The sequence below is a fragment of the Ruegeria sp. AL2 genome, from assembly GCF_056540845.1.
In genome coordinates this window covers 22,912-41,792 of sequence record NZ_JBQFXM010000016.1, presented here as the reverse complement: position 1 = coordinate 41,792, position 18,881 = coordinate 22,912, and the positions used below count along the sequence as shown (strand labels likewise).

Sequence of the window (18,881 nt, the reverse complement as noted above, 5' to 3'; positions counted from 1 at the left end):
CGATTTGGTCGTTTCGTCGCGGTGTCTATACCTTGCCTCTCGCAAGGGGAAGCCTTAGACAGCTGCCCAGACAGCTGAAATGGACTCGCGATCAATGTTCGACACGATGACAGTAACCAAGGCCGCCGCAGGCCTGTTCGGCACATTCCTGGTGCTGCTTCTGGCCAAGTGGGGGGCGGATGTCCTCTATTCTTCCGGTGGCCATGGCTCGGCTGAGGCCGCCTACATTATCGAAACCGAAAGCTCGGGCGAAAGCGCCGACGGTGAAGAAGTGGTCTTTGAGGACCTGCTGGCCGCCGCAGACGTCGAGAGCGGCGCAAAAGTGTTCCGCAAATGCACCGCGTGCCACAAGCTGGAAGACGGCGCAAACGGCACCGGCCCTTACCTGTACGGTGTGGTTAATCGCCCCGTCGCCTCGGCCAACGGCTTCACCGGTTACTCGGCCGGTATGCAGGCGCATGGCGGCAACTGGACACCCGAAGCGCTGGATGCCTTCCTGACCAAGCCCGGCAGCTATATCTCGGGCACATCGATGAGCTTTGCCGGCCTGAAAAAGCCGCAGGATCGCGCCGACGTGATTGCCTATCTGCAGACAATCGGCAACTGATTGCCTGACCGATCAGAACCATTCAAAGCCGCTGCCGCAACGCAGCGGCTTTTTTGTCTGAAGAAACCTTCACAAAGTGCTCACGCATTCTAAACTTGAATCTGCACGTGCTGGCACTTTAGCTAGCGGTTACGACATTGACGGTGACAATGACCGAGAGGATGAGCAATATGATATCCCTGATGCCTGCTGCACGTGATCTTGAGGTAAGGCCATGGGTTGGCATTTTGGGGCTCTGCGCCGCTCTGATTGCTCCGCATGCAGCACAGGCGCTGGATGAAGGCGTCACCCGCAGCCACGGGTATTCGTATTTCGGAAATCTGGATTACCCGGCGGACTATGCGCATCTGAATTATGTGAATCCCGACGCCCCCAAGGGTGGCGAGCTTTCGCTGGCAGCCTCTGGAACGTTCGATTCCCTCAACCCCTATTCACGCAAAGGGCGCGCCGGTGCGCTGACCACATTGCAATATGACCGTCTGTTTGAAAGTGCCGAAGACAGTGTCGGGCAGTATTACGGCGTAGTTGCGGAAAGTCTGGAATATGACGAAGGGCGCAATTACGTCATTTTCCATTTGCGTCCCGAAGCAACTTTTTGGGATGGCACGCCTGTCACGGCGGAAGATGTTGTCTACAGCCACCGTTTGTTCATCGAACAGGGCCTGCCATCTTACGCGCAGGCCGTTGGCCGTATGGTGACAGGAGCCGAGGCGTTGGATGACCATACCGTAAAATTTACCTTCAACCCCGAAGTCACTCGCCGCAGCCTGATCGAAACCGTCGGCTCAACTCCTGTTTTCTCAAAAGCATGGTTCGAGGCAGATGAGACACGGCGCCTGGATGAACCACGGCTGGAAGTGGCGGTGGGCTCTGGCCCCTACAAGCTCGACAGCTACGACATCAATCGCCGCATCGTTTACAAACGCCGGGACGATTATTGGGGCAAGGACCTGCCTTTCAATGTCGGACGCAACAACTTCGATACAATTCGGGTCGAGTATTTCGCCGATCAGACGGCAGCGTTCGAAGGTTTCAAGGCGGGTGAATATACATTTCGGATTGAAAGTGATCCCAAGCTTTGGGCGACCGGGTATGATTTCCCGAAGCTGGATGAAGGCACCGTTATTCGGGATGAGATCGCAGATGGCAGCCCGCCGACACCTTCGGGCTTTGTCTTCAACCTTGGAAAACCGCAATTCGCCGACAAGAATGTCCGCAAGGGCCTGGCCTTGGCCTTCAATTTCGAATGGACGAACGAGTCATTGTTGTTCGGCCTGAACACGCCGCGGAATTCTTTCACGCAAGGAACCCCGATCGAGGCGCAAGGCCTGCCCGAAGGGGCTGAGCTGGCGTTCCTGCAGGCGTTGGGCGACGTCGTTCCCGAAGATGTCCTGACGGAACCCGCTGTAGTGGCGCACGAATCAAACCCTGCACGCCTGAATGACCGACAAAACCTTCGCAAAGCTGCCAGGTTATTGGACGAGGCAGGCTGGTCCGTCGGCGAAGGCAATATTCGCCGCAATACCGAAGGGCAGACTTTGAAGGTGAATATTCCATATCCTTCAAACCTGCCGACCTCGACCGCAACGATGATCGAAACCTATGTCCAAAACCTGCAATCCATCGGGGTGGATGCCTCGACCGAGAAAGTTGACCCGGCGCAATACACGTTGCGCAGCCGCGAGCGGGATTATGACATGGTCTATTCCACGCGCTACGGGTCGTTTTTGTCTACCGGGGGCGGTCTGAGCCAGATGTACGGATCGGAAGAAGCGGCTTTTAGCCTGTTCAATCCGGCAGGTCTGGCCAGTCCCTTGGTCGACGCAATCATCGAAGCGTCCTTTGAGACTGACAATCAGGCCGATCAGGACACGGCGTTGATGGCTTTGGATCGCGCCTTGCGGTACGAGTTTTTCGTAATCCCCGTGGGATACATCGCAGAATACTGGACAGCATATTACGATATGTACGAATACCCGGAAAACCTGCCGCCCTATTCGCTGGGTTATCTTGATCTGTGGTGGATCAATCCGGAAAAACAGGCTGCGTTGAAAGCGAAAGGCGCGCTGCGATAACATGGGCGCCTATATACTAAGACGCTTATTGCTGATCATTCCGACTCTTCTGGGTATCATGATCGTCAACTTCACGCTGGTCCAGTTCGTACCTGGCGGGCCGGTCGAACAGATCATCGCGCAAATCGAAGGTCAGGGTGACGTGTTCGCCGGGTTCGCCGGTGGGGGCGACGCCGGAGCGGGTTCCGAACCGGCGGGCGGTGTCTTCGACGACAAATATGTCGGCGCACGCGGCCTTCCGCCCGAGTTTATTGCCGAGCTGGAAAAAGAATTCGGCTTCGACAAGCCCCCGCTGGAACGGTTCCTGAATATGATGGGCAACTATCTGACGTTTGATTTCGGCGAGAGTTATTTCCGCTCGATCAGCGTGATCGATCTGGTGCTTGAAAAGATGCCGGTCTCGATCTCGCTGGGGCTGTGGTCGACCCTGATTGCCTATCTGGTCTCGATCCCGCTGGGTATTCGAAAGGCGGTCAAGGATGGATCGCAATTCGATACCTGGACAAGCGGGGCGATTATTGTGGCCTATGCCATTCCGGGCTTTTTGTTTGCGATCCTGCTGCTGGTGCTCTTCGCTGGCGGATCATATTGGCAAATCTTCCCGCTGCGCGGTCTGACGTCGGACAATTGGGACAGCCTGAGTTTCTTTGGCAAGATCACGGATTATTTCTGGCACATAGCGCTGCCGACGATTGCGTTGACGATCTCGGCCTTTGCGACGCTGACCCTGCTGACCAAGAACTCGTTTCTGGACGAGATCAAGAAACAGTACGTCATGACAGCCCGCGCCAAAGGGTTGAGCGAGCGCAAGGTGCTCTATAATCATGTCTTCCGAAACGCGATGCTGATCGTGATCGCAGGGTTCCCGGCCGTGTTCATCGGTGTGTTCTTCGGGGGGTCGATCATTATCGAGACGATCTTTTCGCTGGATGGTCTGGGCCGATTAGGGTTCGAGGCTGCCGTTGCGCGCGATTATCCGGTGATCTTCGGCACGCTGTTCATCTTCGGTCTGATGGGGCTGGTCGTCGGCATCATCAGCGACCTGATGTATGTGCTGGTCGACCCGCGCATCGATTTCGAAAAGCGGGAGGGGTAAATGGCTTTGTCCCCGCTGAACCAGCGCCGCTGGAGCAACTTCCGCCGCAACAGACGGGCCTTCTGGTCGCTGATCATCTTCTCGATCCTGTTTGGCCTGTCGCTCTTTGCCGAGTTTATCGCCAACGACAAACCCATCCTTGTGAAATATCGGGGAGAGTACTTTACGCCGATCTTCAACTTCTACGCCGAAACCGAATTTGGCGGCGATTTCCAGACCGAAGCGATCTATCGCGACCCTGAAGTTCAGTGCCTGATCGACAGCGGTGGATTGGAAGACTGTTTCGATGATCCCGAAGGCATCATCGAACAGATCGACGCCGGTACATTCCAGGCCGAGGGTTTTGAACGCGGCTGGTCGCTCTGGCCGTTGATCCCCTATTCCTTCAATACCTCGGTGGACCGGCCCGGCGCGGCGCCCCTGCCGCCCAACGGCCAGAACCTGCTGGGTACCGATGATACCAAGCGCGACGTGCTGGCCCGCGTGATTTACGGCTTTCGTTTGTCGATCCTGTTCACGCTGCTTGTGACGGGCGCGGCAAGCCTGATCGGGATTTTCGCCGGGGCCATACAAGGGTTCTTTGGTGGGTGGCTGGACCTGATCTTTCAGCGGATTATCGAAATCTGGTCCGCAACCCCGTCGCTTTACGTCATCATCATCATGTTTGCGGTGCTGGGGCGAAGTTTCTGGTTGCTGGTCGCGCTGATGATCCTGTTCAGTTGGACCGGGCTGGTCGGAGTGGTCCGCGCCGAGTTCCTGCGGGCGCGGAACCTTGAATATGTGCGCGCCGCGCGGGCGCTGGGCGTGGGCAACATGACGATCATGTTCCGTCATATGCTGCCCAATGCGATGGTGGCCACGCTGACCTTCATGCCGTTCATCGTCACCGGAACCATCGGCGGGCTGGCTTCGCTGGATTATCTGGGCTTTGGCCTGCCATCCTCGGCCCCCTCGCTGGGAGAGCTGACCTTGCAGGCCAAGCAGAACCTTCAGGCCCCGTGGCTGGCCTTCACCGCCTTCTTCACCTTTGCCATTATGCTGTCGCTGCTGGTCTTCATCTTCGAAGGCGTTCGCGATGCGTTTGATCCCAGAAAGACCTTCTCATGAGCTTGCTGGATGTGAAAAACCTCAAGGTCTCGTTCCGTCAGGATGGGCAGGTCAACGCGGCGGTCAAAGGCGTGTCCTTCACTGTGGACCGGGGTGAAACCGTCGCGCTGGTGGGCGAATCCGGATCAGGAAAATCCGTGACGGCGTTATCGACCGTTTCCCTGCTGGGCGACAGCGCGTTGGTCGACGGCTCGGTCACCTATGACGGGCAAGAGATGATTGGCGCCTCGGAACAGCGTCTGATGGATGTGCGGGGCAACGACATCAGCTTTATCTTTCAGGAGCCGATGACCTCGCTGAACCCGTTGCACACGATCCAGAAACAGATGGCTGAATCGCTGGCCCTGCATCAGGGTGTAGCGGGCGATGTGGCGCGGGACAGGATTGTCGAGTTGCTGACCAAGGTCGGTATCCGCGATCCTCAAGACCGGCTGGACAGCTATCCGCATCAGTTGTCGGGCGGTCAGCGGCAACGGGTGATGATCGCAATGGCCCTTGCCAACAAACCGGACATCCTGATCGCGGATGAGCCGACAACGGCTCTGGATGTGACCATTCAGGCGCAGATCCTCGAACTGCTGGCTGAATTGCAGAAATCGGAAAACATGGGGATGCTGTTTATCACCCATGATCTGGGCATCGTGCGCCGCATCGCCGACCGGGTCTGTGTGATGAAAGACGGCGAGATTGTCGAAACCGGCGTGACGGCCGAGATATTCGAAAACCCGCAGCACCCCTATACCCGCAAACTTCTGGCGGCGGAGCCGTCGGGTCGGCCTGAACCCGTTGCCTCAGATGCGGAAGAGGTCGCACGCACCGACCACCTTAAGGTCTGGTTTCCGATCCAGCGCGGGTTTCTGAAGCGAACGGTTGGATATGTGAAAGCGGTGAACGACGCGACCCTTAGCGTGCGCGCGGGTGAGACGTTGGGGATTGTTGGCGAAAGCGGGTCAGGCAAGACCACGCTGGCGCTGGCCATGATGCGGCTGATCGCGTCCGAGGGTGGCATCACCTTTCGCGATCAGGACGTGCGCAAATGGTCCACGCGGGAACTGCGCCGGTTGCGCAAGGACATGCAGATCGTGTTTCAGGACCCGTTTGGCAGCCTCAGCCCGCGGATGACCTGCCAGCAGATCATTGCGGAAGGTCTGGCCATTCACAAAGTCGACCCGGACCGCGCGCCACGCGAACTTGTGGCCGAGGTGATGACCGAAGTGGGGCTTGATCCGGCGACGATGGATCGATACCCGCACGAGTTTTCTGGCGGTCAGCGTCAGCGCATCGCCATTGCGCGCGCGATGGTTCTGCGTCCCAAACTGCTGGTTCTGGACGAGCCGACCAGTGCGCTGGATATGACCGTTCAGGTTCAGATCGTCGATCTGCTTCGCAATCTGCAACAGAAATACGGGCTGGCCTATCTGTTCATCAGCCATGACCTGAAAGTGGTCCGTGCGATGTCGCACAACGTGATCGTCATGCGAAACGGCGATGTGGTCGAAATGGGCGCGGCAGAGGATTTGTTCGAGAACGCCCAGACCGACTATACCCGCGAATTGATCGCAGCGGCGGGCTGAGAACAGCCCGCCCGGTGTCGCGAGTCAGGCGCTGGCTTTTTCTCGCGCCGATGACTGGGGCACAGGCCCGCGCAGTTCTTCATAGTGATCAAAGCTCAGCTTGACCCACCCAGTTCCACGTGTGGCACTGGCAAGGGTGCGGTGCAGCTCGTCCTCGGCAACGGCGGGCAACTGGGCGTTGAATATCTCCCAGCCCGTTGCATTCGGGTTGCCCTCAAATCCCAGAACCTGCCCCTGAAGGGTGCTGATCGTTGGTACGAGATCGCCCACAAAAGCCGAGGGTAAGTGTATCTCGGCGCTCAGGATCGGTTGCAGGACCACAGGTTTGGCTTGCGGCAATGCCTCGCGCACGGCGTTCTTGCCTGCGGTCCGGAAGGCATAATCCGAACTGTCCACATTGTGGTGTTTGCCATCGCTCAGGGTCACTTTGACATCAACCACCGGAAAGCCCTCGGGGCCTTGTTCCAGCGCGTCCTTTGCCCCGTGTTCCACCGACGGGATGTAGTTCTTGGGAACGGCACCGCCCTTGACCACCTCATCGAACTGGAACCCCGATCCGCGCGGCAATGGCGCGACCGATATTACCACATCCGCGAATTGCCCCGCGCCGCCGGATTGCTTGCGATGGCGATGGCGATGCTCAACCGTTGCGCGGATGGTTTCGCGATAGGCGGTTTCCACCTGTTCCGCCTCGATCTCGATCCCGAAATCCTCTGCCAGCTTGGCGGTCACGCGGCGCATATGTTGCGGACCTTGCGAGCCGAGAATCGAATGGCCGCTCATCTCATCCTGTTGCAGGTGCAGGCCCGGATCGATTTCGGCCAGACGGCTCAGGGCGTTTGACAGGCGCACATCGTCCCGCTCATGCGCGGGCGAGACGACTTGACGATGCGCAACCGGATGAGAAGACGCCCATTCCGGCAACTCTGTCGCGGAGGAACTGTCATAAATGTATCCGGGGTTGAGGTGATCGGATTTGACCGCCAGTCCGATCTGCCCGGCCTCCAGCGCGGCGATCTGGGTCTTGGCGTCCAGTGTTGTCAGGTTGCCGACCGTTTCACCGCCCAACGCCTCATGGGCTTTTACCCCGTCCCCAAGGCCGCGCAGAACGATGATCTTTCCGATATGCTTTTTGACATCCGCAAAGCCCGCGATGGCACGGGCGTTTTCGGCGGCCTCGTCTCGTCCGGCGGCGATATCAAACTCGGGGGCCTCATGACGCAGTGCTTTCATCAGGCGCGTCAGCCCGTTGCCGTGGCTTGCGGCGCCCAGACAGGCTGGGATCAACTGATGATTCTGCAAAACCTGCGCGGCCAGCTCATAAACCTCATCGCTTGGGGGCTGTTTGTCTTCAATCAACTGTTCCAGCAGGTGGTCATCGAAATCGGAAAGTGTCTCAAGCAACTCGGTCCGGGCTTCCTGCTCGCGATCCTCGACAGATTTGGGCAGCTCTATCAGGGCCGACGGCTGGCCCTCCTGATATTTCCACGCCCGTTCCGAGATCAGATCGACCGCGCCGATGATCGTGTCCCCCTCGCGGATCGGAACCTGACGCAGGGCGATGTGGTGCGTGCAGTAGGTTTGCAGCGCCGCGATGATGTCGCGGATGCGGCCATTGGGGTTGTCCATGCGGTTGATGAAAAGAAAACAGGGAATGCCTGCCTCTTCCACCAGCCGAAGATACGGCGCACACAGCACGGCGGCATTTGGATCGGGCGGTACCAGGATAACGGCTGCATCCGAGATCGCCATGGCTGGGCCGACATACGCGAGGGAATCGCCACCCCCATCCACGTCGATCGCGCACCAGGGCTCGTCCAGGTAAGAAAAACCGTGCAAGTGCACGGTTCCGGAAACATCGAATGTGGTCGGGCGCCCGTCGAGGCGGCTGATGGCCTCGACCAGGGTAGATTTGCCCGACTGGCTGGGCCCGAGGACGGTGAATACGCGCATGAGTGTTGTCCCTCTTTCAGGTTGCAGAATGGCTGCACGAAAAGGGCCGTCCGACGCAGTCGCGTCAGCTAGGACTGTCTGTAATTTGCCCGCCTCAGGCCGCAGGGCGAAACATCACCCCACAGCTTGAGTGTGGGAAAAACCGCAGGCGTGCGTCAAGCCCCCGATGTGTTTTGTACTCAACGGGCTGAATGTTGCCCGAAAAAAAGGTCAGATCGCCGAGCTGTGCCCGGCTTTGCTGAGGTCGTATGCGTCAAAGCTGCGGGCAACCATCCGGGTCAGCGCCCTCGCCTCGGGGGGGATGAACAGCCCTTCCTCGCTGATTTGCAGCAGCCCGTCGAATGAGGCGTTGGCGGCACGATACATCTCATTCAGCGCTGCGGCCGAGATATCGTGATCGCGCAGGATTTCAGCCGAATCGATCCGGAAATCACACATCAGCGCTTCGATCAGACGGGCGCGCAGAATATCCTGACCTTTGAACAGGTGCCCGCGGGACGTCGAAAACTGCCCGTTGCGGATGGCTTTTGTATGGGCGGATGTGGCCGGGGCGTTCTGCGCATAGCCTTGTGGAAAGCGCGAGATCGAGCTGGCCCCGACACCGATCAACACATCGGCCTGATCGTCGGTATAGCCCTGGAAGTTCCGCTTCAGACGACCCGTGCGCAGGGCCTGGGTCAGCCCGTCATCCTGCGTGGCAAAATGGTCGATGCCGATCTCGGCGTAGTTGTCCCACAGGAACAGGCGGCGGGCGGTGTCGAACAGTTCCAGCCGTTGTTCGGGCGTTGGCAGTGCGTCCGACGGGATCAGCTGCTGCCGTTTGGCCATCCACGGCACATGGGCGTACCCATAAAGCGCCACGCGGTCCGGGCTGAGCGACAAAAGCTTCTGCACGCTTTCCGTCATCCGGGCCTTCGTCTGGTGTGGCAGCCCGTAAAGGATATCCGCGTTCAGGCTGGCAATGCCACGTGCGCGGATCATGTCGATCGCGTCGCGCGTTGTATCGTAGCTTTGAATGCGGCCAATGGTCTTCTGGATTTCATCGTCGAAATCCTGCACTCCGATCGAGGCGCGGTTCATGCCTGCCTCTGCCAGCGCATCCAGACGCGCCTCGTCAATCTCGTTCGGATCGATTTCAACCGAAAACTCGGCGTCCGGCCCCATGGGGACGATCCCCAGAATGTGCCGTGCCAGATCACGCATCAGCTGGGCGTTCAGCAACGTTGGCGTACCGCCGCCCCAGTGCAGGCGCGACAGCACCACGCCCGCGGGCAGGCGCGCCGCCAGCAGGTCCAGCTCGGCTTTCAGAACATCCACATATGCAATCACCGGATTGTCGGTTTGTGTGCCTTGCGTCCTGCAGGCGCAGAACCAGCACAGCCTGCGGCAGAACGGGACGTGGATATAAAGGGATATGGCGCTGCCGGGCTCGATTCCCGAAATCCAGTCGCCAAACATGTCCGCCCCCACGTCATTGTTGAAATGGGGCGCTGTGGGATAGCTTGTGTAACGCGGTACTTTCGCGTCAAAAAGTCCAAGCTTTGCCAATTGTGGTTTCACTATCATGACGATACCCTTAGGGGGCAGGCGACTTAGGTGCTTTGACGGAGATCAAGTGGAAACGCAGATGACAATAAAAGCACAGTTCGATCATTCAAATTGCGCAGACTGCCCGATACGACATCGCGCGGTCTGCGCCCGCTGTGACGCTGACGAGCTGGAAGCGCTTGATGCCATTAAGTATTACCGCAGTTTCGAAGCGGGTCAGACCATCATCTGGTCGGGCGACCAGATGAATTTTGTCGGTTCAGTCGTCGCGGGAATCGCGTCGCTGACACAAACGATGGAAGACGGGCGCACCCAGATGGTTGGTCTTCTCTTGCCCAGTGATTTCGTCGGTCGCCCGGGGCGCGACATTGCGCCTTACGATGTGCAGGCGACAACGGATGTCGTGATGTGCTGTTTCCGCAAGAAACCATTTGAAGAGCTGATGGACGAAACGCCACACATCGCGCATCGCCTGCTACAGATGACGTTGGACGAGCTTGATGCTGCCCGTGAATGGATGCTGGTTCTGGGTCGCAAGACAGCGCGCGAAAAAATCGCCAGCCTGATATCGATCATTGCCCGCCGGGATGCGTCGATTGGTCAAAAGGGCCTGTCGGGACCGATCGTGTTCGATCTGCCCCTGACCCGAGAGGCCATGGCGGATTATCTGGGACTTACGCTTGAGACGGTCAGCCGCCAGATCTCAGCTCTGAAAAAGGACGGTTTGATCTTGCTGGAAGGCAAACGTCACGTGACCATCCCCGATCTTGGCCGGCTCATGGAAGAAGCAGGCGACGATTCCGATGGCGGGTTTCTGGTCTGACCGGTCTTTCGCTCGGCAGAACTCGCTTACCGCGACCATCCGGTCGGTTCACGAACTAACATAGGAGTGTGGCATGGGGTTCAGCAGTCTGTTGGCAATGCTGTTCATTGGCGCAATCGCCGGATGGCTGTCGGGAAAGATCATGGAGGGCCGTGGGTTCGGCCTGATCGGCAACATTATCGTCGGCATCGTCGGTGCGTTCCTGTCGGGCATGATCTTTCCGGCGCTAGGATTTTCTGTTGGCGGGGGCCTGTTGTCGTCGATCCTTTTCGCAACAATTGGGGCCGTGATCCTTTTGTTCCTGATCGGCCTCATTCGTCGGGGGTGAAAAAAAGCCGCCTGTCGAGGCGGCTTTTAGCTTGTTTAGGTCAGTGCGCCAGGAACACCGGAACCGAGGATTGTTCCAGCATGTTCCGGGTCGCCCCGCCCAGAATGGCTTCGCGAAAGCGGGAGTGGCCATAAGCGCCCATCACAATCATGTCCGATTCGGTATCCGTCGCGTGGCGATTAAGGATATCCGAGACGCGGGTCATGGTCTTGCTGAGCACATCGATCTCGCATTTGACACCATGACGGGCCAGCATCTGGGACAGCATCCCACCCGGGTCCGACCGGTCTGGCCCGTGCTGTGGTGGGTCAATAACCACAATACGGACGATCTCGGCCCGTTTGAGGAAGGGCAGGGCCCGCCGGATGGCGCACATGGCCTCGACGCTTTCGTTCCAGGCGATCATGATGTTGCCCGGCACTTTCAACGGCGCGCCGCTGTCGGGAACCACAAGAACAGGGCAATGTCCTTCGAACATGGCCGCTTCGATAATGGGCTCGGCCTCGGCCCCCCGACCTTCACCATACGGATGTGGCAGGATCACAAGGTCGGAAAACCGGGCCCGGTGCGCGACGTGGCGCCCGATATCGGCAATTTGTGCAACGCCGTGTTCGGCGGACCAACGCACGCCGGATTTGCCGAGATAGTCATTGGCAAAGGCCAGCAAATCCTGTGCCTCGGCATTGGCCCGGTTCAGCGTTTCCTGAACGATCAAAGCATTGGCACCCGCATAATAGTAACCTGTCTGACTGCGATCGACGCCCAGACACAGGACTTCGGCATGGGCATCCTGAGCCTCGGCCAGGGCCACAATCTGCGCCAAAGCAGCCTGTGCAGTCTGCGTTTCGGTCATGACTGTGAGAAGAGATTTGTACGCCATTTTGACCTCATTTTTCGGGCAATTGGTCTCATGTGACCTGTTAGCCCTTTTCTACTACCATGCGTGTCATAGAAAACGCTGGACTGTCTTGATACAGATCAAAGCAATGAAGGTGGCCGTGCTTCAGAACGGCAGCCAGTCAAATGGGTTTCGCGCGTCATAAGAATCAAAAGCGCGCGGAGCATGGCAAAGGGACGCAATATGTCGAATTACATCAAGCTGATCGTGCTTGGTCTGATCGCGCTGTTTGCAGCGATCGGAACCAATTATGCACGCGATTTGGCGTATCAGGTACATGCGCTGCTGGTGATGCTCATCGCCGGTGGCCTGTTCATCTGGACGCTTCGAAACACTGACGAGCCAGATATTCAGATCGACCGCTCGGGCGAATACATGGATGGCGTGATCCGCTATGGCGTGATCGCAACTGCCTTTTGGGGCGTGATCGGGTTCCTCGCCGGGACGTTTATCGCGTTTCAGCTGGCGTTTCCGGTACTGAACTTCGAATGGGCGCAGGGTTATTTGAATTTTGGTCGTCTGCGTCCGTTGCACACTTCGGCGGTCATTTTTGCATTTGGCGGTAACGCATTGATCGCAACCTCGTTCTATGTGGTTCAGCGTACCAGCGCGGCGCGGCTTTGGGGCGGCAACCTCGCGTGGTTCGTGTTCTGGGGCTATCAGCTGTTCATCGTTCTGGCCGCAACCGGCTATGTGCTGGGCGGAACGCAGTCCAAGGAATATGCCGAACCTGAATGGTATGTCGATCTGTGGCTGACCATTGTTTGGGTCGCCTATCTGGCGGTCTACCTGGGTACGATCATCAAGCGGAAAGAACCCCACATCTATGTGGCCAACTGGTTCTATCTGGCCTTTATCGTCACCGTCGCCATGCTGCATCTGGTCAACAACATGACCATCCCGGTCAGCATCTGGGGTTCGAAATCGGTCATCGTCTGGTCGGGTGTGCAGGATGCCATGATCCAGTGGTGGTATGGCCACAACGCTGTGGGCTTCTTCCTGACCGCGGGTTTCCTGGGCATGATGTACTATTTCATCCCGAAACAGGCCGAACGCCCGGTGTTTTCGTACAAGCTGTCGATCATCCACTTCTGGGCGCTGATCTTCCTGTATATCTGGGCCGGTCCACACCACCTTCACTATACTGCGCTGCCTGACTGGGCGTCGACGCTGGGTATGGTGTTCTCGGTGATCCTGTGGATGCCGTCCTGGGGCGGTATGATCAACGGTCTGATGACGCTGTCGGGTGCCTGGGACAAGCTGCGCACCGATCCGGTGATCCGCATGATGGTCATCTCGGTCGGCTTCTACGGCATGTCCACCTTTGAAGGTCCGATGATGTCGATCCGTGCTGTGAACAGCCTCAGCCACTACACCGACTGGACCATTGGTCACGTGCATTCGGGCGCGCTGGGCTGGAACGGCATGATCACCTTTGGCGCGCTGTACTTCCTGGTGCCCGTGCTTTGGAAGCGCGAGCGTCTGTACTCGCTGCAGATGGTCAGCTGGCACTTCTGGCTCGCCACGATCGGCATCGTGCTTTATGCCGCGTCGATGTGGGTCACCGGTATCATGGAAGGCCTGATGTGGCGTGAAGTGGATGCAAATGGCTTCCTGGTGAACTCGTTCGCTGACACCGTGGCCGCCAAGTTCCCGATGTATGTGGTGCGTGCTCTGGGTGGCGTTCTGTTCGTCGCTGGCGCCGTGATCATGTGCTACAACCTGTGGATGACTGTGCGGAAAGCGCCGGCCAAAGAGGCCAGCCTGACCGTCGCGGTCCCTGCTGAATAGAGGGAGGGCCGGAGCAATGGCAATTCTCGACAAACATAAGATCCTCGAGACCAACGCGACCCTCCTGCTGATCTTCAGCTTTCTGGTCGTGACCATCGGTGGCCTGGTGCAGATCACCCCGCTGTTCTATCTTGAGAACACCATCGAGAAGGTGGAGGGCATGCGCCCTTACACCCCTCTCGAAATGGCAGGGCGTGAAATTTACATCCGCGAAGGTTGCTATGTCTGCCACAGCCAGATGATCCGCCCGATGCGGGACGAGGTCGAACGTTATGGCCACTACTCGCTGGCGGCTGAATCGATGTATGACCACCCGTTCCAGTGGGGATCAAAGCGTACCGGACCTGATCTGGCGCGTGTCGGTGGCCGCTATTCGGATCAGTGGCAGATGGACCACCTGCGCGACCCTCAGTCTGTGGTGCCTGAATCGGTGATGCCCAAATACGGCTTCCTCGAACATCGCAAGATCGACGGCAAGTATATCGGTGACATCATGGCGACCAATGCGGTTGTCGGCACCCCTTATACCGACGAGATGCTGGAAAACGCGGTTGCCGATTTCAGCGCGCAGGCCGACCCGGACAGTGACTACGACGGTCTGCTGGAGCGGTACGGTGACAAGGTCAACGTACGCAACTTCGATGGTCAGCCTGAACTGACCGAAGCCGACGCGCTGATCGCCTATCTGCAAATGCTGGGTACGCTGGTCGATTTCTCGACCTTTACCCCGGATGCAAGCCGTTAACAGGAGGGTGGGATGGAAGAATACACACTTCTTCGACAGTTCGCGGATAGCTGGATGCTGCTTGTGTTGTTTGCCTTCTTCGTTGGCATCGTGATCTGGGTTTTCCGCCCCGGTGCCAGCAAGGAATACAAGGACACTGCCAACATCCCCTTCCGGCATCAAGACAAACCCGCCACACCCAAGGAGGCGCGGCAATGAGCAAGACACCTGATAAACAGCCGGGCGATCCAAATACAACCGGGCACAGCTGGGACGGGATTGAGGAATTCGACAATCCTATGCCGCGCTGGTGGCTATGGACCTTCTACGCCACCATCTTCTGGGGCGTGATCTATACGATCATGTTTCCGGCCTGGCCCTTGGTCCACGGCGCGACAGCCGGTGTGCTGGGATGGTCAACCCGAGAAAACGTTCAGCAGGACATGGTTGCCTTCGAAGAGGCAAACGCGCCCTGGAACGCCAAGCTGGTGGAAACTTCGCTGGAAGACATCGCCAAGGATGCAGAACTGCAGCAATATGCCGTGAACTCGGGAGGTGCGGTGTTCCGGACCTGGTGCGCACAATGCCATGGTTCGGGTGCGCAGGGTGCGCCGGGTTTCCCGAACCTGTTGGATGATGCCTGGCTGTGGGGCGGAACGCTGGACGATATCGTCTACACCGTCAGCTACGGTGTCCGGAACGAAGAAAGCGACGATGCGCGCTATTCCGAGATGCCGGCATTTGGCGAAATCCTCGAACACGACGAAATCACGCAGGTGGTCCAGTACGTCATGTCGCTGAGCAATGCCCAGACCGACGATGCAGCAGCGCAGGCAGGCAAAGTTGTCTTCGAAGACAACTGCGCGGCCTGCCACGGCGAGGATGGCACAGGCGATATCTTCCAGGGTGCGCCGAACCTGACTGACGCGATCTGGCTTTACGGTGGCAGCGAAGAAACGCTGACGGAAACCGTAACTTACAGCCGCTTTGGCGTCATGCCGAACTGGGATACCCGCCTGACCGAGGCGCAGATTCGCGCCGTATCTGCCTATGTCCACCAGTTGGGCGGCGGTCAGTAAGATCTAAAGAACACCTTCGGGCGGTTCGCCGCCCGAAGGCTGGGGCACCGGCTGTTCCATCTGTTCGCGCGTTTCCTGAACAGCCGGTGCTTTTTTCCCACAATAAGGCCACTTAAACCTGTGGTCCAGATTCAGGTTTACTGTTCCCTGCGTCAAAAGTTGTTCGGATCCACCTCGCGCGGGTTTTTAATCCACCAATGACCTTCCGGCAGCCAACGGCGTTTGTGGCGACCCGGTTTTGGCACATCGCGAATATGCGGCGCATTGATCCGGGTTGCGGTCATGAAAGATCTGGCAAAAACGGTCAGCATGGTTGGTCTCCTCTGCAAGGGTATCTCTGCAATAAAGATTGACCTTTGAAGTGCTGAATGCGACTCAAATACCATTCCATAGTGTAAGTCAGGATTACATATGAATTGGTTGTCGCTTCCCCCATTGGCCGCGCTGAGGGCGTTTGCGGCATTTGCTGAAAAACGCAACGTCGTCGAAGCTGGTGCTGCGTTGAACGTAAGCCATGCGGCGATTAGCCAGCAGTTGCGCGTACTTGAGAACCATCTGGGTGCTGCCTTGCTGGATCGAACAGGCAAGGCCCTGACCCTGACCGCCGATGGTGAACATCTGGCCCGAGCCCTGCAACTCGGGTTTGGCGCGATCGAGGCGGCAGTGGGGGATTTGGTGCGGTCTGGTCAGGATCGCCCGGTCCACGTGTCGCTGACATCCTCTTTTGCGGCCTCTTGGCTGATGCCGCGTCTACCGGCTTTTCGCGAAACCCATCCCGAGGTGAACCTGATCCTCGATCCCACTGCCGAAGTTGTTGAACTGCGACCGGGTGGGATCGACATTGCCATTCGGTACGGCCCCGGCGGTTGGACCGGTGTGCAATCAGAGATGCTGTTGCAGTCGCCGGTGGTCATCGTCGCCGCTCCGAAACTGCTGGGTGAAAAGACGTCATGGACGCCGACCGAGTTGGCCCAACTGCCCTGGCTCGAGGAAATCGGCACCACCGAGGCGACGACCTGGCTGGCCGAACATGGTGCCGGTCCTGAACGCGGTGCGGGCCGGACCGAGCTGCCGGGAAACCTGGTGCTGGACGGTCTGCGGGCCGGGCAGGGGGTCACTGTCACGGTGCGACATTTCGTCGAGCCTGACATCAAGGCCGGTCGCATCGTTGAGCTTTATGCAGAGCCGGATACGCGCGGATACCATATTGTGACGCCAAATTCAGCACTTAGACCAGCTGTCAGAACTTTTGTGACGTGGTTGAGGCATCAGGCACGGGAAATGTGATAAAAGGTGTCTGTACGATGCGCGTTTTGACCCATGTCAAAGTTGCTATGCACGTGATCTGGAAGAACACACACTCAGAAGAGCCAGTACCGGAGCCAGCCTGTGAGCGATTCCAACCCCACCCCCAGCCTATACGCCGCACGAGAACCGATCTTTCCAAGGCGCGTTTCTGGGCCATTTCGGAACCTGAAATGGATCATCCTTATCGTGACACTGGGCATTTACTATGTAACGCCCTGGATCAGATGGGATCGCGGCCCCAGCTTGCCGGATCAGGCCGTCCTGCTGGATTTGGCAAACCGGCGCTTCTATTTCTTCTGGATCGAAATCTGGCCGCACGAGTTCTATTTCGTGGCGGGCCTGCTGATCATGGCGGGGCTGGGTCTGTTTCTATTCACATCTGCGCTTGGGCGGGTCTGGTGCGGGTATGCCTGCCCGCAAACGGTCTGGACTGACCTTTTCATTCTGGTCGAGCGCTGGATCGAAGGCGACAGAAACGCCCGTTTGCGCCTGCATCGTCAGGAAAAGCTGGATTTCCGCAAGGCTCGGCTCCGGTTGACGAAATGGGTGACCTGGTTCCTGATCGGCCTGGCCACCGGCGGTGCCTGGGTGTTTTATTTTGCGGATGCGCCGACGCTGCTCCGCGATATTGTGACGGGCAACGCGCATCCCGTCGCTTACACGACGATGCTGGTTCTGACTGGCACGACCTTCTTTTTCGGCGGGTTCGCCCGCGAACAGATTTGTATCTACGCGTGTCCTTGGCCGCGCATTCAGGCCGCGATGATGGATGAAGACACGCTGGTCGTGGGATACCGCGAATGGCGTGGTGAGCCGCGCGGCAAAGGCAAGCGGACAGCTGATTCCGAGTTGGGGGATTGCATCGACTGCATGGCCTGCGTCAATGTCTGCCCTGTCGGAATCGATATCCGCGATGGTCAGCAGCTTGAATGTATCACCTGTGCCCTGTGTATCGACGCGTGTGACGACATGATGGCCAAGATCGGCAAACCGCGCGGGCTGATCGATTATATGGCGCTCAGCGACGAGCCGCGTGAACGCTCGGGACAACCGCCCAAGAATGTCTGGAAACACATCTTCCGGCCCCGTACGATCCTGTACACCTCGTTGTGGTCACTGGTGGGGGTTGCGCTGCTGTTCGCCCTGTTCATTCGCTCTGACATCGATCTGACCGTAGCACCCGTGCGCAACCCGACCTTTGTCACCCTGTCGGATGGCACCATTCGAAACACCTATGACGTCAGGCTGCGCAACAAGCACGGTGAAGACCGCCTGTTCAAATTGTCTCTGGCGGGCGATCCGTCGATGCGATTGGAAATTGAGGGAACCAAGATAGATACTGTGAATGTCACGGCGGATACGGCACAATTGACCCGTGTATATATCGTGGCGTCCCGTGACAGCGGTCCGGCGGCAGCAGAAGCGACGCCAGTGCGGATCTGGGTCGAAGACCTCAGCAGCGGCGAACGTGCTTACAAAGACACCACGTTCAACGGACGGGGGAACTGATCATGGCCGAACGTAAATTCACCGGAAAGCACGCTCTGGCGGTGTTTGTCGGTGCCTTTGGCGTGATCATCGCGGTGAACCTCGTGCTGGCTTATAATGCGGTGAAGACGTTTCCGGGGCTGGAGGTCAAGAATTCCTACGTTGCCAGCCAGGAGTTCAACGATCGCCTGAAAGAGCAGCAGGCATTGGGCTGGACGGTTCGGGCAGAAACCAAAGGTGGCCTTCTGATCCTGCATATTACGGACGCGACCGGCGCGCCGGTTCAGGTCAGCGAATTGCAGGCGGTGGTTGGCCGCGCAACCCATGTGCGGGACGATTTCGCACCGGATTTCACCTTTGATGGCGCGGCCTATGCCACTCCGGCCACGCTGGGCAAGGGCAACTGGAATATCCGGCTGGTCGCGCGTGACGGCAATGGTGCCGAGTTTTCGCAGCGCGTTCCGCTGTATGTGAAAGGGTAG

General features: G+C 58.2%; 18 protein-coding genes. 14 read left to right on the top strand and 4 right to left on the bottom strand.

The window, feature by feature from the left end; genetic code table 11:
* Positions 1 to 94 precede the first annotated feature (94 nt).
* From ACR0ID_RS16485 to ACR0ID_RS16465, 5 genes are all read left to right on the top strand, one after another.
* Positions 95 to 607 carry a c-type cytochrome gene (locus ACR0ID_RS16485; RefSeq protein ID WP_209507801.1) on the top strand — a complete coding sequence of 171 codons (513 nt, stop codon included), beginning with the start codon at positions 95 to 97 and terminating at the stop codon, positions 605 to 607.
* Between the two features lie 170 nt (positions 608 to 777).
* Positions 778 to 2,682 (top strand): extracellular solute-binding protein, encoded by a 1,905-nt coding sequence (locus ACR0ID_RS16480; RefSeq protein WP_480607081.1) that lies wholly within the window; start codon positions 778 to 780, stop codon positions 2,680 to 2,682.
* A gap of 1 nt (position 2,683) precedes the next feature.
* Positions 2,684 to 3,778, top strand: coding sequence for a microcin C ABC transporter permease YejB (locus ACR0ID_RS16475; protein WP_480495962.1), 1,095 nt, complete (start codon positions 2,684 to 2,686; stop codon positions 3,776 to 3,778).
* Complete coding sequence (locus ACR0ID_RS16470; RefSeq protein ID WP_480520930.1) at positions 3,779 to 4,885, top strand: ABC transporter permease; 1,107 nt, start codon at positions 3,779 to 3,781, stop codon at positions 4,883 to 4,885. It begins immediately after the preceding gene.
* The gene (locus ACR0ID_RS16465; protein WP_480474085.1) at positions 4,882 to 6,459 is read left to right on the top strand and encodes an ABC transporter ATP-binding protein; all 1,578 of its coding nucleotides are present in this window, start codon (positions 4,882 to 4,884) and stop codon (positions 6,457 to 6,459) included. Before ACR0ID_RS16470 ends, ACR0ID_RS16465 begins: the two co-directional genes overlap by 4 nt.
* 24 nt (positions 6,460 to 6,483) lie before the next feature.
* On the opposite strand, the gene ACR0ID_RS16460 is transcribed toward ACR0ID_RS16465, so the two are convergent.
* Both ACR0ID_RS16460 and hemN read right to left on the bottom strand, forming a co-directional pair.
* Positions 6,484 to 8,412 (bottom strand): elongation factor G, encoded by a 1,929-nt coding sequence (locus ACR0ID_RS16460; protein ID WP_480607077.1) that lies wholly within the window; start codon positions 8,410 to 8,412, stop codon positions 6,484 to 6,486.
* Positions 8,413 to 8,622: 210 nt separating this feature from the next.
* On the bottom strand, positions 8,623 to 9,978 hold the full coding sequence (gene hemN / locus ACR0ID_RS16455) for an oxygen-independent coproporphyrinogen III oxidase (RefSeq protein WP_480607074.1): 1,356 nt from the start codon (positions 9,976 to 9,978) through the stop codon (positions 8,623 to 8,625).
* Between the two features lie 61 nt (positions 9,979 to 10,039).
* Here hemN and fnrL point away from each other — a divergent pair, with 61 nt between their 5' ends.
* Positions 10,040 to 10,783 (top strand): transcriptional regulator FnrL, encoded by a 744-nt coding sequence (fnrL, locus tag ACR0ID_RS16450; protein WP_480520926.1) that lies wholly within the window; start codon positions 10,040 to 10,042, stop codon positions 10,781 to 10,783.
* A gap of 73 nt (positions 10,784 to 10,856) precedes the next feature.
* The gene (locus tag ACR0ID_RS16445) at positions 10,857 to 11,111 is read left to right on the top strand and encodes a GlsB/YeaQ/YmgE family stress response membrane protein (protein ID WP_209507747.1); all 255 of its coding nucleotides are present in this window, start codon (positions 10,857 to 10,859) and stop codon (positions 11,109 to 11,111) included.
* Positions 11,112 to 11,151: 40 nt separating this feature from the next.
* Here the strand turns inward: ACR0ID_RS16445 and ACR0ID_RS16440 are convergent, their stop codons facing one another.
* Positions 11,152 to 11,991 carry a universal stress protein gene (locus ACR0ID_RS16440; RefSeq protein WP_480607071.1) on the bottom strand — a complete coding sequence of 280 codons (840 nt, stop codon included), beginning with the start codon at positions 11,989 to 11,991 and terminating at the stop codon, positions 11,152 to 11,154.
* A gap of 201 nt (positions 11,992 to 12,192) precedes the next feature.
* On the opposite strand from ACR0ID_RS16440, the gene ccoN reads away from it, so the two are divergent.
* The 4 genes from ccoN to ccoP are packed head-to-tail and all read left to right on the top strand — an operon-like array spanning position 12,193 to position 15,603.
* A complete protein-coding gene (ccoN, locus tag ACR0ID_RS16435; RefSeq protein ID WP_480520922.1) occupies positions 12,193 to 13,800 on the top strand; it encodes a cytochrome-c oxidase, cbb3-type subunit I in 1,608 nt (535 codons plus the stop codon).
* Positions 13,801 to 13,816: 16 nt separating this feature from the next.
* Positions 13,817 to 14,545 (top strand): cytochrome-c oxidase, cbb3-type subunit II, encoded by a 729-nt coding sequence (gene ccoO, locus ACR0ID_RS16430; protein ID WP_480474079.1) that lies wholly within the window; start codon positions 13,817 to 13,819, stop codon positions 14,543 to 14,545.
* Positions 14,546 to 14,557: 12 nt separating this feature from the next.
* Positions 14,558 to 14,743 carry a cbb3-type cytochrome c oxidase subunit 3 gene (locus ACR0ID_RS16425; RefSeq protein WP_209507756.1) on the top strand — a complete coding sequence of 62 codons (186 nt, stop codon included), beginning with the start codon at positions 14,558 to 14,560 and terminating at the stop codon, positions 14,741 to 14,743.
* A complete protein-coding gene (gene ccoP / locus ACR0ID_RS16420) occupies positions 14,740 to 15,603 on the top strand; it encodes a cytochrome-c oxidase, cbb3-type subunit III (RefSeq protein WP_480488888.1) in 864 nt (287 codons plus the stop codon). Before ACR0ID_RS16425 ends, ccoP begins: the two co-directional genes overlap by 4 nt.
* A 152-nt stretch (positions 15,604 to 15,755) precedes the next feature.
* On the opposite strand, the gene ACR0ID_RS16415 is transcribed toward ccoP, so the two are convergent.
* Entirely contained in the window at positions 15,756 to 15,914 is a 159-nt protein-coding gene (locus ACR0ID_RS16415; RefSeq protein WP_480474077.1) for a hypothetical protein, read from the bottom strand.
* Positions 15,915 to 16,014: 100 nt separating this feature from the next.
* Between ACR0ID_RS16415 and ACR0ID_RS16410 the strand changes: the two genes are divergently transcribed.
* The 3 genes from ACR0ID_RS16410 (at position 16,015) to ACR0ID_RS16400 (ending at position 18,881) form a co-directional block, all read left to right on the top strand.
* Complete coding sequence (locus tag ACR0ID_RS16410) at positions 16,015 to 16,890, top strand: LysR family transcriptional regulator (protein WP_480474076.1); 876 nt, start codon at positions 16,015 to 16,017, stop codon at positions 16,888 to 16,890.
* 102 nt (positions 16,891 to 16,992) lie between these two features.
* A complete protein-coding gene (ccoG, locus tag ACR0ID_RS16405; protein WP_480555827.1) occupies positions 16,993 to 18,420 on the top strand; it encodes a cytochrome c oxidase accessory protein CcoG in 1,428 nt (475 codons plus the stop codon).
* A 2-nt stretch (positions 18,421 to 18,422) separates the two neighbouring features.
* A complete protein-coding gene (locus tag ACR0ID_RS16400) occupies positions 18,423 to 18,881 on the top strand; it encodes a FixH family protein (RefSeq protein WP_480520916.1) in 459 nt (152 codons plus the stop codon).

What these genes read in the sequence shown, in the direction of transcription:
- ACR0ID_RS16485 (WP_209507801.1), top strand. Translation starts at nt 95, where the DNA reads ATGTTCGACACGATGACAGTAACCAAGGCCGCCGCAGGCCTGTTCGGC.
- ACR0ID_RS16480 (WP_480607081.1), top strand. Translation starts at nt 778, where the DNA reads ATGATATCCCTGATGCCTGCTGCACGTGATCTTGAGGTAAGGCCATGG.
- ACR0ID_RS16475 (WP_480495962.1), top strand. Translation starts at nt 2,684, where the DNA reads ATGGGCGCCTATATACTAAGACGCTTATTGCTGATCATTCCGACTCTT.
- ACR0ID_RS16470 (WP_480520930.1), top strand. Translation starts at nt 3,779, where the DNA reads ATGGCTTTGTCCCCGCTGAACCAGCGCCGCTGGAGCAACTTCCGCCGC.
- ACR0ID_RS16465 (WP_480474085.1), top strand. Translation starts at nt 4,882, where the DNA reads ATGAGCTTGCTGGATGTGAAAAACCTCAAGGTCTCGTTCCGTCAGGAT.
- ACR0ID_RS16460 (WP_480607077.1), bottom strand. Translation starts at nt 8,412, where the DNA reads ATGCGCGTATTCACCGTCCTCGGGCCCAGCCAGTCGGGCAAATCTACC.
- hemN (WP_480607074.1), bottom strand. Translation starts at nt 9,978, where the DNA reads ATGATAGTGAAACCACAATTGGCAAAGCTTGGACTTTTTGACGCGAAA.
- fnrL (WP_480520926.1), top strand. Translation starts at nt 10,040, where the DNA reads ATGACAATAAAAGCACAGTTCGATCATTCAAATTGCGCAGACTGCCCG.
- ACR0ID_RS16445 (WP_209507747.1), top strand. Translation starts at nt 10,857, where the DNA reads ATGGGGTTCAGCAGTCTGTTGGCAATGCTGTTCATTGGCGCAATCGCC.
- ACR0ID_RS16440 (WP_480607071.1), bottom strand. Translation starts at nt 11,991, where the DNA reads ATGGCGTACAAATCTCTTCTCACAGTCATGACCGAAACGCAGACTGCA.
- ccoN (WP_480520922.1), top strand. Translation starts at nt 12,193, where the DNA reads ATGTCGAATTACATCAAGCTGATCGTGCTTGGTCTGATCGCGCTGTTT.
- ccoO (WP_480474079.1), top strand. Translation starts at nt 13,817, where the DNA reads ATGGCAATTCTCGACAAACATAAGATCCTCGAGACCAACGCGACCCTC.
- ACR0ID_RS16425 (WP_209507756.1), top strand. Translation starts at nt 14,558, where the DNA reads ATGGAAGAATACACACTTCTTCGACAGTTCGCGGATAGCTGGATGCTG.
- ccoP (WP_480488888.1), top strand. Translation starts at nt 14,740, where the DNA reads ATGAGCAAGACACCTGATAAACAGCCGGGCGATCCAAATACAACCGGG.
- ACR0ID_RS16415 (WP_480474077.1), bottom strand. Translation starts at nt 15,914, where the DNA reads ATGCTGACCGTTTTTGCCAGATCTTTCATGACCGCAACCCGGATCAAT.
- ACR0ID_RS16410 (WP_480474076.1), top strand. Translation starts at nt 16,015, where the DNA reads ATGAATTGGTTGTCGCTTCCCCCATTGGCCGCGCTGAGGGCGTTTGCG.
- ACR0ID_RS16400 (WP_480520916.1), top strand. Translation starts at nt 18,423, where the DNA reads ATGGCCGAACGTAAATTCACCGGAAAGCACGCTCTGGCGGTGTTTGTC.